10 protein-coding genes are annotated in these 13968 nt (G+C 53.1%); 3 read left to right on the plus strand and 7 right to left on the minus strand.

The window, feature by feature from the left end:
- Positions 1 to 210: 210 nt before the first annotated feature.
- From ychF to JOD20_RS13180, 7 genes are all read right to left on the minus strand, one after another.
- On the minus strand, positions 211 to 1293 hold the full coding sequence (gene ychF / locus JOD20_RS13150; RefSeq protein ID WP_054534685.1) for a redox-regulated ATPase YchF: 1083 nt from the start codon (positions 1291 to 1293) through the stop codon (positions 211 to 213).
- Between the two features lie 13 nt (positions 1294 to 1306).
- Positions 1307 to 3898: a hypothetical protein gene (locus JOD20_RS13155; protein WP_204755696.1), complete on the minus strand. Its 2592-nt coding sequence runs from the start codon at positions 3896 to 3898 to the stop codon at positions 1307 to 1309.
- The gene (gene surE / locus JOD20_RS13160; RefSeq protein WP_204755697.1) at positions 3899 to 4666 is read right to left on the minus strand and encodes a 5'/3'-nucleotidase SurE; all 768 of its coding nucleotides are present in this window, start codon (positions 4664 to 4666) and stop codon (positions 3899 to 3901) included.
- A gap of 114 nt (positions 4667 to 4780) precedes the next feature.
- Complete coding sequence (locus tag JOD20_RS13165; protein ID WP_204755698.1) at positions 4781 to 7870, minus strand: transglycosylase domain-containing protein; 3090 nt, start codon at positions 7868 to 7870, stop codon at positions 4781 to 4783.
- 140 nt (positions 7871 to 8010) lie between these two features.
- Positions 8011 to 8520, minus strand: a complete 510-nt coding sequence (locus JOD20_RS13170) for a GNAT family N-acetyltransferase (RefSeq protein WP_204755699.1) — start codon at positions 8518 to 8520, stop codon at positions 8011 to 8013.
- Between the two features lie 21 nt (positions 8521 to 8541).
- A complete protein-coding gene (gene fni / locus JOD20_RS13175; protein ID WP_204755700.1) occupies positions 8542 to 9576 on the minus strand; it encodes a type 2 isopentenyl-diphosphate Delta-isomerase in 1035 nt (344 codons plus the stop codon).
- A gap of 12 nt (positions 9577 to 9588) precedes the next feature.
- Positions 9589 to 10386, minus strand: coding sequence for an NYN domain-containing protein (locus JOD20_RS13180; protein ID WP_204755701.1), 798 nt, complete (start codon positions 10384 to 10386; stop codon positions 9589 to 9591).
- Positions 10387 to 10615: 229 nt separating this feature from the next.
- Between JOD20_RS13180 and JOD20_RS13185 the strand changes: the two genes are divergently transcribed.
- The 3 genes from JOD20_RS13185 to JOD20_RS13195 all read left to right on the plus strand — a co-directional run bounded on the left by JOD20_RS13185 (position 10616) and on the right by JOD20_RS13195 (position 13962).
- On the plus strand, positions 10616 to 11683 hold the full coding sequence (locus JOD20_RS13185; RefSeq protein ID WP_204755702.1) for a deoxyguanosinetriphosphate triphosphohydrolase: 1068 nt from the start codon (positions 10616 to 10618) through the stop codon (positions 11681 to 11683).
- A 352-nt stretch (positions 11684 to 12035) separates the two neighbouring features.
- The gene (secG, locus tag JOD20_RS13190; RefSeq protein ID WP_054534693.1) at positions 12036 to 12263 is read left to right on the plus strand and encodes a preprotein translocase subunit SecG; all 228 of its coding nucleotides are present in this window, start codon (positions 12036 to 12038) and stop codon (positions 12261 to 12263) included.
- Positions 12264 to 12267: 4 nt separating this feature from the next.
- Entirely contained in the window at positions 12268 to 13962 is a 1695-nt protein-coding gene (locus JOD20_RS13195) for a peptide ABC transporter substrate-binding protein (RefSeq protein WP_204755703.1), read from the plus strand.
- Positions 13963 to 13968 lie beyond the last annotated feature (6 nt).

Consider the following 13968-nt stretch of genomic DNA (forward strand, 5'->3'; position numbering starts at 1 on the left):
CGGATAGGGTTTGCACCATCCAGTATACCACCCGAGGTCGTTCTGTATCCTCGGTTTAAGCGTCCCTGTCCGCCCTTAAACACCTAGCGGGCGAGAGGCTTTAGGGTCTATAGTTTTGGAGTGATTAATAGTCTATGCTACGTCCTCCCCCTCGCCCGCGTCTAGTGGGAGAGGGGGCTGGGGGGTGAGGGGACTGGGGGCGAGGGATTGCTACACGTTGAACAAGAAGTGGGCAATATCGCCATCTTTGACAACGTAGGTTTTGCCTTCGAGCCGCACGGTACCAGCTTTTTTGGCGGTCGCCATATCGCCAGCCTTCATCAAATCGTCGAAGGCCACGATTTCGGCGCGAATAAAGCCACGCTGTAAATCGGAGTGAATTGTGCCAGCGGCTTCGGCAGCACCAATGCCTTGGCGAATCGTCCAAGCACGCACTTCGTCGTCGCCTGCGGTCAAGAAGCTAATCAAGCCCATCATTGTATACGAGGCTTTGATCACGCGGTCGCGGGCTGGCTCGGTAATGCCTAAATCGTCCATAAACATTTGAGCATCTTCATCTTCGAGCTGAGCCAATTCGGCCTCAACTTTGCCTGCCAAGGTCACAATTGCGGTTTTTGGCTTGTCGTATTCCAGTACTGGCGGCGTTGCAAGTTGCTTTTCGTCGATATTGACAACAACCAGCATTGGCTTGCCGCTGAGGAATTGGAAGCCGCGCAGCACTTTGGCTTCTTCTTCGCTCAATTCTTGGGCGCGAATCGGCACATCTTGTTCGAGGCCGGTATACAAGCGCTCAAGTGCGCTCAGTTCGACCATCCGCGTTTCGCGGTCTTTGCCAACCATTTTGGTCACTTCGCCACGCAAGCGGCTCAAACGACGCTCGATAATCGCCATGTCCGAGAACATCAATTCCATATCGACTGAGGCTAAGTCGCGGGCAGCATTCACCGTATCTTGGGCATGGGGCACGCCATCATCCTCAAAAGCGCGCACGACATGCAACAACGCATCGACTTGGCTGATGTAATTGAGAAATTGTGGGTTCAAGCCGCCGCTTTCATGGGCGTTGCCGCTCATCCCAGCCACGTCGATATATTGCACGTCGGCTGGGGTGAGCTTTTTGGGCTTGTACATTTTGGCCAAGGCATCAAGCCGCTCGTCGGGCACTTTGACCATGGCGATATTTGGCTCGATCTGGCCTGATGAATAGGCGTTTGTCTCAGCGGTATTGCGGGTTAGCGCATTAAATACCGTGGTTTTGCCGCTGTTGGGCAAACCAATAATCCCGATTTTCATGAAACCCCTTTATTTATGGTGTTGGTGTAATTTGAACCGTTGGTGTTGTGGTTGTCCCGCCCAAGCTTGCGCGTGGTGGCGGTGGCGATGGCAAGACCATCGAATAAATTCGGTTGCTATTGGCAAGATACAGCATTTTGCTGGAGCCGCTGCCAACTACTGCCACGTCGTTGAGCAATTCGAGTTTGATGGTGCTGGTGCTCGGCACTTTCAGCTGTTGAATAATCTCGCCTTGGCGATTGACTTCGATCACTCGTTGATTGACTGCATCGACGATGAAAAAATGGCCTTGATTGTCGCGGAAGGTTTCGGCGCTAACTTCTTGCTCGACGAACAAGCGCCGCGCCCGCAATGGCGGATCAAGCGCTGGCACGCTCACAGTATCGATCAACGAGCCGCCCTCGAAAATGCCAACCGTCCCATCAGGCTGAAGCATATAGATCCGCCCGTCAATCGCAATATCGACGACCGCTTTGGTGTTGAAATCGCCAGTTGACTCAGTGATCCAATTTTCGGGCAAGTTGGCAAACTCGCCTGAGCGATAGCGCAGAATTTCGCCAGCGGTTGCGCTATCGGTGCGCCCCAAATCGTAGACATACAAGCCGCCGCCGTAGGTCTCAATATCAGGGAATGGTTGGCGCGTCCAAAGTTCGCTGCCTTGGATGGTGCGCGAAACCCAGGTTTTGGTGTCACGCAAATAGAAATAGATATTTGATTGGGCATTGAGATTGGGCGGTGCGTCGATGGCCGCTAGCTCGCCTTCGCGCAACATCACGCTGCGAATTGGCGCTGCTGGCAAGCCAGCAATTTCGTCGCCATCTTTGAGCAGGCTAGTGGGCTGGCCGCTGCTGCCTTCGGTGTAGCTATAGAGCGCGCCATTCTCAGTGCCAATAAAATACAAGTCGTTTTTGCCAGTGTTTGGCGTGACAATCAGCTTGCCAATCGTATCGCTGGTTGGCATCGTCGTGACCAACTTGAGGTCGGTCAAAAACGAGGTGCGATCAATGCTAGCGCGTAGATTATCGGATTTTTTGCGCAACGCCAGATAATCGGCCTTGCGGGTTGGATTGCTCATATAGCCCTGATCGCTGGCCAAGGTTTCGAGATGGGTGTCTAATTCGCCCAATTCTTCCAAGGCGGCGCGATCATCGGTGGCTTTGACTGCGGTTTCAAATTTGGCATTGGCCACATTCAAGCTATCTTGATAGGCGGCTTCGGTGTTTTGGGTGCGCCGATCTTGCACATAGAACCAACCACCGCCAACCAACACAATCAGCAAGGCGATTAATGTCCATGGAATATTGCGCCGTCGCGAACGCCGATACGATAAATCGCCACCGCGAGCTTGGGCAAAGCGCGGCAATGGTGGAGCCATCGGGCGGCTGTTGCGGCCAAAATTGGCAATATAGGTCACGATTGCTGCCAGCAAATAGCGAAATGGGGCAGTGAATTTTTGCCAACCAGTCAATGGCACAACCGGATCGCGCTGCGGCACGGGCACGGCGGCAAAATCGACTGGTAACGGCTCCATGTCGGTCAAATCGATGCTTGGCGCGCTGCTGGCGGCCTGAATTGCCGCGACCATGCTGGTTTCGCCCAAATAGGCGCTGGGCAACCACTGCTCTGCATCGCGCAAGCTGCGCGGGCGATAGCGCGGGCGCTCGTTGAGCCAGCCCATATCGCGCGGGTCAACTTCTTCAAGCTCGGCGGGCATTGGGGGCAGTTCGTCGATGGCCGAGCTAGGATCGCCGTTTTCATCATCTTTTTCGCGGCGCACCATCAAGGCCGCATTGGCCGTGACATCGCTAATCCATTCGCCAACCACGCTAGCAGCGGCCTTGCCACGTTCAGCCAAGCCCTCAGCAGAGAGCAATTCGCTATTTGGGTCGACAAACGGCAGCATGTCAATTAAGGCAACGTGGGCTTCATTCAAGCTATTGCGCCGCGCAATTGCATACAATTCTTCCAACGAAGCGCCAGCCTCGGAAAGGCAAAACATGCGCTCTGCATCAGCGCGGCCAAGCACACGCGCCAAGCGGCTTGAGCACAGCACCAACATATCGCCAGCTTCAACCACGTTGCGAAACATTTCTGGCTCGCTGAACAAGCTGGTGCCAAGCGCGTTGGGCGGCATAATCGTCGAGCTGCTGACGTTGCCTTGCCACGAAGGATTGGTTGGCAAGGCCCGAAGTTGACCGCGATGAGCAACATAGGCTTGGGTTGGCTGTACTTGGGCAATATATAAATCGTTGTTGCGTAAGACGGCACATGTACAACCAACCGCAGTTTTTTGGTGGTGCGCAGCCTTAAAATTAAATTCGTAGAGCGCAGTATTGGCAGCTTTTAGGGCATTGCGCAAACCAGAGGTAATACTAAATGAAGTATCTGCATAAAATGTTTTGATCACGGTTTGGGTAACAAGATCGCAAGCTTCTTTACCGCGCGCACCTTCATTAACTGCATCGGTTAATACAAACAAATGGCCTTTGCGAGCCTCAGGTGCGAACAAATTATTTGGCATTGCACTATTAATGCGATCGCTCACATCTTGGCGCAAACCATTGACAATACCAAATTGATAGGTTTGTAATTTATAACGTGACATTTAAGCGTTATTCCATATCGCAGTACTTAATCGTTGCACCCAATCAAGGTTGGTCATATCGAAATGCAGCGGCGTAATCGAGACATGGTTGTTGGCCACTGCGCCAAAATCGGTTCCATCGTCGGGTTTGCCTTCTGGCGCGGCCCCGCCAACCCAATAATAGGGCCGACCGCGCGGATCAAGCCGTTTGATCAGCTCGTCGCGATAAATCCGATGGCCCAAGCGGGTAACTTTGGCATCGTTAACCACATCTGCTGAGCCTTGCGGCACATTCACATTCAACAAAATATCGCTGGGCAATTGCAATTCCATGGCGCTCGCGACGATGCGACGGGCCCAAGTGGCAGCCACGCTAAAATCGCTGTCCGGCTTGTAGCCATCAACCAGCGAAATCGCAATGGAGCGAATGCCAACCACAAGGCCTTCCATGGCGGCGGCAACCGTGCCCGAGTAGAGCACATCGTGGCCGAGATTGGCCCCAAGGTTGATGCCCGAAACCACCAAATCAGGCCGATGATCGAGCACCCCAAGCAAGGCTAGGCCAACACAATCTGCTGGCGAACCATCGCAAGCGAGGGCTGGGCTGCCATCTGCAAGCTGCACTTCGTTGATGCGTAGCGGGGCAAACAAGGTGCGACTATGACTGCCTGCGCTCCAATTGCGCTCAGGCGCAACAACAGTGACACGACCAAGCTGCTCAAGTTGGCCTTTCAACGCCAACAAGCCAGGGCTATGCACACCATCATCATTGGAAAGCAAAATGTTCATGATCGCTCCTCAGGCCACCAGAGCCTGCTCATTCGCGGGCATTATAGGGCATTATGCCACGACATGCCAAACGCCAAGCGCTTGTCGTTGCCAACAAGCGCTCGGTTGCTTCATTTAGGGCGTTACCACCGGAGTTGGTTGTGGTTGTTCCGGTATCGGCGATGGCTCAACAACTGGCGGTGTGGTTGGTACTACAACTGGCGGCGCGGTTGGCTCTACAACTGGCGGCGCAGTTGGTTGCGCAGGCGGCGCGGTTGGCTGGCTGGTATCCGGCGAGCGAATCCCCAAAATAATTACGGTATTCAGATCCACCGCCGAGCCAACCCCGGGCAAACTACTGACCACCGCATAGGCTGGATATTGATCAAAGACTGGGCCAAGCCGATCGCGGCCTTGATAATCGACCACAATCTTATCGGGCGCAAAGCCCAAGTTCATCAACATTTGGCGGGCTTGGTTTTCGCCATAGCCAACCAAATTTGGCATTTGCACTTGGCCCGGCCCCAAAATTGGCGCGGTCGGGGTCAGTGGGTCTGGGGTTGGTGTGCCTGGCGTTGGCGTTGGCGCAACTGCATCGCAGCTTGGCAGCTTATCGGGATCAACCGCCACTGGCGAGTCTTCGCCATTGTCGCCGCGATCGCTGGTATAGCCCTTCCATTTGCTCAGATCGATCCGTTCGTCGTCGTTGCTTTCGGGCAACTTCCAGACGTAAATCGATGAAATCGCACCTTCTGGATACTCAGCGCCAGCGACTGGGCGGCAATAGGTTGATGTTTCTTTGCCTTCAGCATCAGTGGTGGTGAGCCTGACCACCGAGATTTTTTCGTACAGATCGCAGCGCCCACCTGAATCCAAGCCATCGATAAACAGCTCGTCGGTGCGTCCGCCGAATGCGCCTGGGATTTCGCAAATTTCCTCGCGATACACTCCAGGATACGATTTTGCAAAGCTTTGGGGCATACTATCGATGCCGCCATAGAAGCCAGCCAAGCGATTCATAATTGCGTCGTTGGCAAAAATTGCTTCCATCGTGCGCGCCCAAATCACGCCCCCGCCTTGGGTACTTTCAACTTGGGCGGTTTGTTCGTTATTGTTATTGCCCGTCCAGACCGTGACCGTGACAAATGGCGTAAAGCCTGAAGCCCATGCATCGCGGAAGTCGTTGGTCGTACCGGTTTTGACCGCTGCTGGCAACGAAAGTTTCAAGATGCTGTTGGTACCGAAAATTGGGCGGCGTGCTTCGTTGTCGCTAATCATGTTGGTGATGATATGGTTCAAGCGCCCATCAACACATTGGGTTCCATTGGGCAAACGTGTACCCAAACGATAATCTTCGCTATCAGGAATCACACATTTGCTGGTATCGCTGACTGGATCACTCTCTGGATTAGCCAGCGGGGTTGGCTTGAATTCTTCCAAGGTTTTGCCGCGTGCATCGGTAATTTTGAGAATGGGGGTTGGCGCAAAATAACGGCCACCGCTAGCAACCGTATTATAGGCCGTCGCCAAATCCAATGGCGTAACTTCGCCACCACCAAGGGTCAGCGCCAAACCATAATAGCCAGGATCGTTGGCCAACACGTTGGGCGAAATCCCTAAACGATGCAACAGATTCAAGGTTTCGGGAATGCCTGCCGCCTTCAGACCTTTGACCGCTGGAATATTGAGCGAGTTGGCAACTGCGGTGCGGGCGCGCAACGGGCCATGGAATTGATTATCAAAGTTTTGTGGCTCGTATTTGACCCCACGTGGATTGAAAATCGTTGGCACATCCCACAAGACGCTGGCAGGCGTGATGCCGCGCTGGCCCTTGGTTGCAACATATTGCTCCATACCCGAAAGATAGGTAAATGGTTTCAAGGCCGAGCCTGGCTGGCGCAAAGCAGTGGTGACGTTCACCTTGCCATCAAGCACGTTACCCTCTTCGCCAGGCGTTGTCGTCGTCTCAGAAAGATCATAGCCAATTGAGCCAACCATGGCCAGAATTTGGCCCGTGTTGGGCTGCATGACCACCACTGCCGCATTGTGAATGTTGCGTTCAGCAGCGTTGAGTTCTTGAATCCGCGTGTAGGCGATGGTTTGAGCCAAATCTTGGGTTTGCAAATCGAGGGTTGTGGTGATGCTCAGACCACCATTCGAAACCACCTCAGCGCCATAGCGTTGTTGCAAATAATCTTTGACATAGAAGACAAAGTGCGGTGCTAACAAACTGACTTCAGGCTTATCAAACTGTAAATCGGTAGCCACCGCCGCCCGCGCTTCGCGCTCAGTCACATAATTGTTGCGCACCATTTGGCGCAGCACTTCGATCTGGCGGCCTTTGGGTGGCACAATCTCACCTTTAACATCATTGGCAAGATCATACATTGGGTCGAGCCAAACATCCTTGGGCAATTTGAGACCCTTGAGCACCAACTTATCATCGAGCCAAGGCATTGGATCATAGGTCGTTGGCAACTGGGGAATCCCGCCAAGCAACGACGCTTGGGCTATATCGAGATCTTTGGCATCAATCCCAAAATAGTTTTGGGCCGCAGCCTGCACACCATACGACAAGTTACCATAGGGAATTTCGTTGAGGTAGAGTTCGAGAATTTCGTTTTTGCTATAAACCGTGTTCAGCTCTTGGGCCAAGATAATTTCTTTAACTTTACGGCTATAGACGTTGGGATCTTGGCGTTCCTCAGGCGTGAGCACAATCAAGCGCACAACCTGTTGGGTAATCGTTGAAGCACCACCAGCACCCACGCTTTGTTGGGTGATGTTGGCGAAGGTTGCCCGCGCAATACTGAAATAGTTCACGCCCGAGTTTTCAAAGAACGAAGCATCTTCGGCAGCGACTGTTGCATTAATCAAATGCTTAGAAACTTCATCGAGATTAACCGGAGTTCGTCGACCTTCGCCGACAAATTCATAGAGCAATGTGCCATTGCGATCATAAATTTTCGAGGCTTGAAAGGCGGTATAGGTATGAATTTGATCAAGCCGTGGCTTCAAGTTGGCGGCAATGCCATTGTAGGTAACGGCCATCGCCACCCCAGCAACAGCCATAAAGACCAGCCCAACTGCCAGCAAGCTCATAAAAGCAATGCCGATGCGGCGGCCCATCGAGCGCTGCGGGCCCTTGTTGCCAAGCCGCGAGGGAATAAAACGTGTTGTGCGGCGTTGTCGCCGTGAGATTACATTGCGAGATGTTTGACGCATAGTAGACACATACCCCTTTGATTCGGTGTGTGGTCGCCGGATATATAACAAGGCGGCTCGCGCCGCCTCGGATATTCTACCACGCTCAAGTTAGGAAGTTGCAAAAATTGAGGTTTTTTCAGCTTTCCATCAGTTGACCATCAGGCAAGCGTCGGGGCTAAACGAGCCATGGTATAGGCATCGACCAGCTTGCCGCCGCGATAGGCGTAGTTGCGCAAAGTGCCTTCGACCGCAAAATCAAAGCGCTTATAGAGCGTAATTGCTGGCGTATTGTCGGTAAAGACCACAATTTCGAGCCGACTTAAACCAAGCCAATTTTCGGCCAAATCGATAATTGCAGCCATCAAGGCTGCGCCAATCCCGCGGCCTTGGTAATCGTCGCGCACCGCCAGCTCCAAATCGCCTGCATGGCGGCGGCGACCCTCGCCAATTTCAAGGCTAATCACGCCCACAACCATTGCATCGATGGTAGCAACCAAGCGTGGCGTTTCGGTATCGGGATTTTCAACCCGCCGCCGCCAAACATCCTGCGCTGGAAATGGCACATGCAATGATCCATCAAGCACGTTTGGCCCGCTAAATATGGTCGCAAGGTCAAGGTAATCATCTGGCTCCAAGGCCCGAATGATAATATCCAAGCTTTTACTCATGAAACTACTTTCTCGAAAAACTTAGCTAACACGATATAAGGGTGTTTGGCGCAAGGCGGCCAAATCTGCTGCCCCAGTACAAAACATACTGATGCGCAATTGATCAATAATTGCCGAAATTGCGGCATGGACTGCATTGCTGCCACCCTTGTTTTGGGCCAATAAATTTGGTGCAGCCGATGCCCCCAAATCAGCGCCAAGCGCAATTGCTTTGGCAATATCCAGCCCGCTGCGCACGCCACCAGAGCCAATAATACCAATTGTTGGCAAGGCTGCGCGCACCTGTTTAATCGCCTCGGTGGTCGGAATGCCCCAACCAGCAAACGTGCCAGCGGTATCTTGACCAGTTTTGCTCGGCTGGCGAAAGCGTTCGACTTCGCTCCAACTGGTGCCGCCAGCGCCAGCAACATCGATCGCCTGCACGCCAGCCTCGACCAAGCGCTTGGCTGCTTTGCCTCCAATGCCATTGCCAACTTCTTTGGCAATTACTGGCACTGGCAAAGCCCGACAAAGCGCCTCGATTTTCGCCAATAAGCCTGCAAAATTGGTATCACCTTCTGGCTGCACTGCCTCTTGCAAGGCATTAAAATGCAAAATCAGCGCATCGGCCTCAATCATATCAACTGCGCGCTGACATTGCTCGATGCCATAGCCATAGTTGAGTTGCACCGCACCCAAATTGGCGAATAAGGCAATATCGGGCGCGACCCGTCGCACTTGATACGAGGAAGCCACGTTTGGGTCGAAGATGGCCGCGCGTTGCGAGCCAACGCCCATTGCCACACCCAAAGCTTGGGCGGCTTCGGCCAATTGTAAATTAATTTCCTCAGTTGGTGCAGCGCCACCGGTCATCGAGCTAATCAGAAATGGTGCATTGAGCTGCTTGCCCAAAAATGTGGTGCTCAAATCAATGCTGTGCATATCCAATTCTGGCAGGGCATCATGCTCGAAATGATAGCTGCCAAAGCCAGTTGTGATGCCTTTGGCATTAACATCTTCGTTAATCACAATTTTCACATGATCGATTTTGCGGCCTTCGGTTGCAGTTTCTGTCATGATCCAGCCTCGTTATTCGTCATCAGCCCCAAAAAATTCAAGCCATTCGTCGATCTCATCGGGATGCACTGGCGGCGGTGGTTTGTGCAGCCGTTCGCCGGTGCTTGCCTGCGGGTTTTTGCCGCCCCGCGAGAGCCGTGGCCGCCCATCAGCATCGCGCGGAATTGGGTCGGGCTGGTCTTTGCGGCGCGGCGGCAGTTGCCAACGCTCAGGTGGTTGTGGCACAACAATTGGTTTAGCAGCCTGGGGCGAACGCCGTTTGGCTTGGGTTCCTGTGCGCTGCTGGCTTGGGTGGTTTGGCTTGGGCTTGCGCGTCAGGTCAACCTTGCTCTCAGCACTCTCTTTATCAAAGCCAAAAAAATCGAGCCATTCTGGCAACTGATCTTGGCGCACATGGGCATGCATCTCTTGGTGCGTCGGTGCATTCGGATCAGCCGCGCCCATCGATTCGAGCAGGGCGGCAAAATCGCGGGCGTTGATCACCCGTGCGCCAACTGCATCGGCCACATAGGTAATCGCGCGGTCTGATGAAACCAGTACCCATTCGCTAGCGCGCGATAAACGCACAAGTTGCGATTTGATCATCTCGTCGGCATCGCTTGGCGAGCGGGCAAAGCGCACGGTTACGCCACCGCCGCCAAGCGTGCGCTGGGTGTATTGGCCACGGTCAAAGACCACCGAAACGCTGACTTTGCGCGTAATTGCAAAGCGTTGCAACAATTGTACTAATTTTGCTTCGTCATCAGGGTCATTTAGGCGAATTGTCGCCAGTTGGCCAATTAAATTATGGCCATCAATTAAATAGGGCATACACAGCCTCAGTTTGGTTGTTTGTATGATCCCCGTAGCCTACGGGCGATCAGCGTTTTTAGTTTTCACTGCTGCGCTCGGAGAACGCGGAGAAAGCATTTTCACGCTAGAAACGCCATGTGCCAGCGCTTGTCACAATGCTATAGGATATACATCATAACAAATAATTGGCTTGCTGGGCGGTCTTAATTTGGTTGTTTGCGGTTAATTGTACGTCAAGGAGCAGGATATGCAGCATCAATCTGTGCGGCAATTGTTTGAAGCAGCCGAAATGGGAAGTTTATCGCCATTGGCGGCCTATAGCGCGAACGCCAAACGCGATCAGCCTGAGCCAGCCTCGCCAGTGCGCACTGAATTTCAGCGCGATCGCGACCGAATTTTGCATTCTAAGGCGTTTCGGCGGCTCAAGCATAAAACCCAAGTTTTTATTGCGCCAATTGGCGACCACTATCGCACTCGTTTGACCCACACGCTCGAAGTAACTCAAATTGCGCGCACGATTGGCCGCGCTTTGTTGCTCAACGAAGATTTAATTGAGGCGATTGGCTTAGGCCACGATTTGGGCCACACGCCGTTTGGTCATGCAGGTGAGGCCGCCTTGGCCAAAGCAATTGGCCGCCGATTTCGCCATAACGAGCAAAGCGTGCGCGTGGTTGAGCTGCTGGAGAAACATGGCGAGGGGCTGAATTTAACCCAGCAAGTGCGCGAGGGCATTTATTCACACTCCAAATCGCGCAAAGATATTACCACTGCAACGTGGGGCACGGCATCAACCCTCGAAGGCCAAATTATTAAATTGGCTGATAGTGTGGCCTACATTAACCATGATATTGATGATGCAATGCGCGCTGGCATTTTGCAACTGAGTGATTTGCCCAGCGCCTATGTTGCCGTGCTTGGCACAACCCACGCCGAGCGCATCAATACCATGGTCTGCGATATGATCGACCATAATTGGTGGGCACGTGGCGAGCAACCAGCACCCAGCGATTTAACCATCAGCATGAGCCCGCAAATTTTGGAGGCCACCAACGGTGTGCGCGAATATATGTATGCCAATGTCTATCTGCGCGGCCCGGCCAAAACCGAAGATGGCAAAGTCGATTATGTAATCAACACCTTGTATCAATATTATTGCAAGCATCCAGAATCGCTGCCCAGCGATCTGCTGGCAATTTGCCAACAACGCGGCGAGCCAGTCGAACGCGCTGTCATCGATTATATTGCTGGCATGACCGACCGCTATGCGCTGAAAAAATTCAACGATCTGTTTATTCCCAAAACGTGGGATATGTAGAACGAGGGGCTAGGGGCCAGAAGTTAGGCTATAGGCTTTCGGCGATGAGGTAGAAGGTACGATCAACGCAGAGGCGCAGAGAGGATGAGGCTCATGGCTTTTGGCTATTGGCTTTCGGAAGAATGGTTGGAGTTTCCAACGAATCCCCGATAGCCAACAGCCTATAGCCTCGGCCTTCGTGTAATTCGTGCAATTCGTGGCTAACTATCGCCTCGTCCTTCGTGCGCTTCGTGTTCTTCGTGGTTAAATAAAGCCTGATCCCCAATCCCCGATCCCCCGTTCTATATTCTTGGTTTATAATAGCGATCTATTGATACTTGACTAGACACAGCCAACTGTGGAGGTTTACCAGGTGCAAACGTATTTGTTTTCGGCAGAAGTTGTTTTGGGCATTGCCTTGATTACTTTGGTGCTTTTACAAGCCAAAGGCAATAGCGCCAGTGTGTTGGGTGGCCGCAACACCTCAGCCGCATATCGAACCCGTCGCGGCGTTGAAAAAACCCTGTTTAGCGTAACGATTGTGATCGCCAGCGTATTGATTCTCTTGGCGCTGTTGCATCCCTTCTTATTAACAGTCTAAGCGTATGGTTCGACGTATTCGCTGGCAAATTGGAGCCACCTTGGTTTGTGCTAGTCTGATTTTGTTGTTGTTGGCGCACTTAGCGCTAGCAACAACAGCAGGCGGCGAGGCAGGCGTTGGCGGGGTCTATCGCGAGGCATTGGTTGGCGAGATCAACGATCTCAACCCATTGCGCGGCAGCGCTCAAACCCGCGCCGAGGCCGACCTGAGTGGCTTGTTGTTCGAGGGCTTGACCCGCGTTGAGGCCACCGGCGTGGTTGTGCCTGATCTTGCAGAAAATTGGCAGGTCAGCAGCAACAACTTGGTCTATACCATGACCTTGCGCAATGATGTTCGTTGGCACGATGCCACGCCTTTTTCGGCCAATGATGTGATCTGGACAATCGACTGGATCAAAAGCCCGCAATTTAATGGCGACCCAAGCCTCAAGTTGGCCTGGCAAAATATTGCGGTTACGGCGCTCAATCCGCAAACTGTGCGCTTTAATTTGCCCGTAGCCTTCGCGCCATTCCTCAATCAACTCACTGTGCCGATGTTGCCGTCGCATCTGTTGCGCAACGCCACGACCGAACAATGGCAAGCGTGGAACCAGCAACCAATTGGCACTGGCAGTTTTCGCTTTGGCCAACGCGATGGCAATTTAATCGAATTGGTGGCAAATGCCGATTATCGCCCCAATATTCCCAATAGTCGCCCCAATTTGGAGCGGCTGGAGTTTCGGCTGTACCCAACCATGGAAGCAGCCCACGAAGCGTTGCGCCGCGATGCGGTCGATGCCTTCGCCTACGATGTGACTGAGCAAGGCGAATTGCCGCTCCCTGTCGGCTATCGGCGGGTTCGCGCACCGTTGGCCGATTATGTGGTGCTGACGATTAATTTGCGTCGTCCGCCGCTTGATGATTTGCGCGTGCGCCAAGCCATCGACTATGCAGTTGACCCCAATAGCTTGATTGCCGACGTGTTGCAAAATCGGGCCTTGCCGTTGACCTCGCCAATTTTGCCCTCTTCATGGGCTGTGGCCGATGAGCTGACAGGCTATATCGACGATGCAGAGCAAAGCCGCGCCAATGGTTTGCTGGATCAAGCAGGCTGGCAACGCGATGAGCAAGGCTGGCGGCGCAAAGCTGGTCAATTGTTGCGCTTTGAATTGGTCAGCGCCAATAGCCCAGAACGCAGCGCCATTGCCGAGCGAATTCAGGCTCAATTGGCAACGGTTGGGGTTTCAACCAGCCTACAATTGGTGCCAAGCAGCAATCTGCAAGATACGCTCAGCCAACATACCTTCGATTTGGCAATTCATGGTTGGTCAAATTTGGGCAGCGACCCCGATGTCTATGAATTATGGCATTCGTCGCAGGTCAATGCCGCCAACTTTGCTGGGCTTGAAGACCCAGCAATTGACGATTTATTGGTGCGGGCGCGCCAAACCACCAACCAAGAGACGCGCCGCGAATTATACGCCGAGTTTCAGGCCAAATGGCTAGCCCTTGCACCCTCGGTGATGCTCTATCAGCCATTGTTGGAGCAGCAAGTCGCACCATCGATCGAGGTGCTGGGCCTTGCGCCAGTCAATCAGCAGGCCGAAGTGCTCTATCGCTACAGCGACCGCTTCCGCCGGATTGCCAATTGGTATCAAGTAACTACCCGTCAAGTGTTGCCCAACTTCCGCAATGAACCACAAAACGAACGCCCACGCTAACCAGCT

The sequence above is a fragment of the Herpetosiphon giganteus genome, assembly GCF_016907925.1.
In the GTDB taxonomy this organism is placed as follows: Bacteria; Chloroflexota; Chloroflexia; order Chloroflexales; family Herpetosiphonaceae; genus Herpetosiphon; species Herpetosiphon giganteus.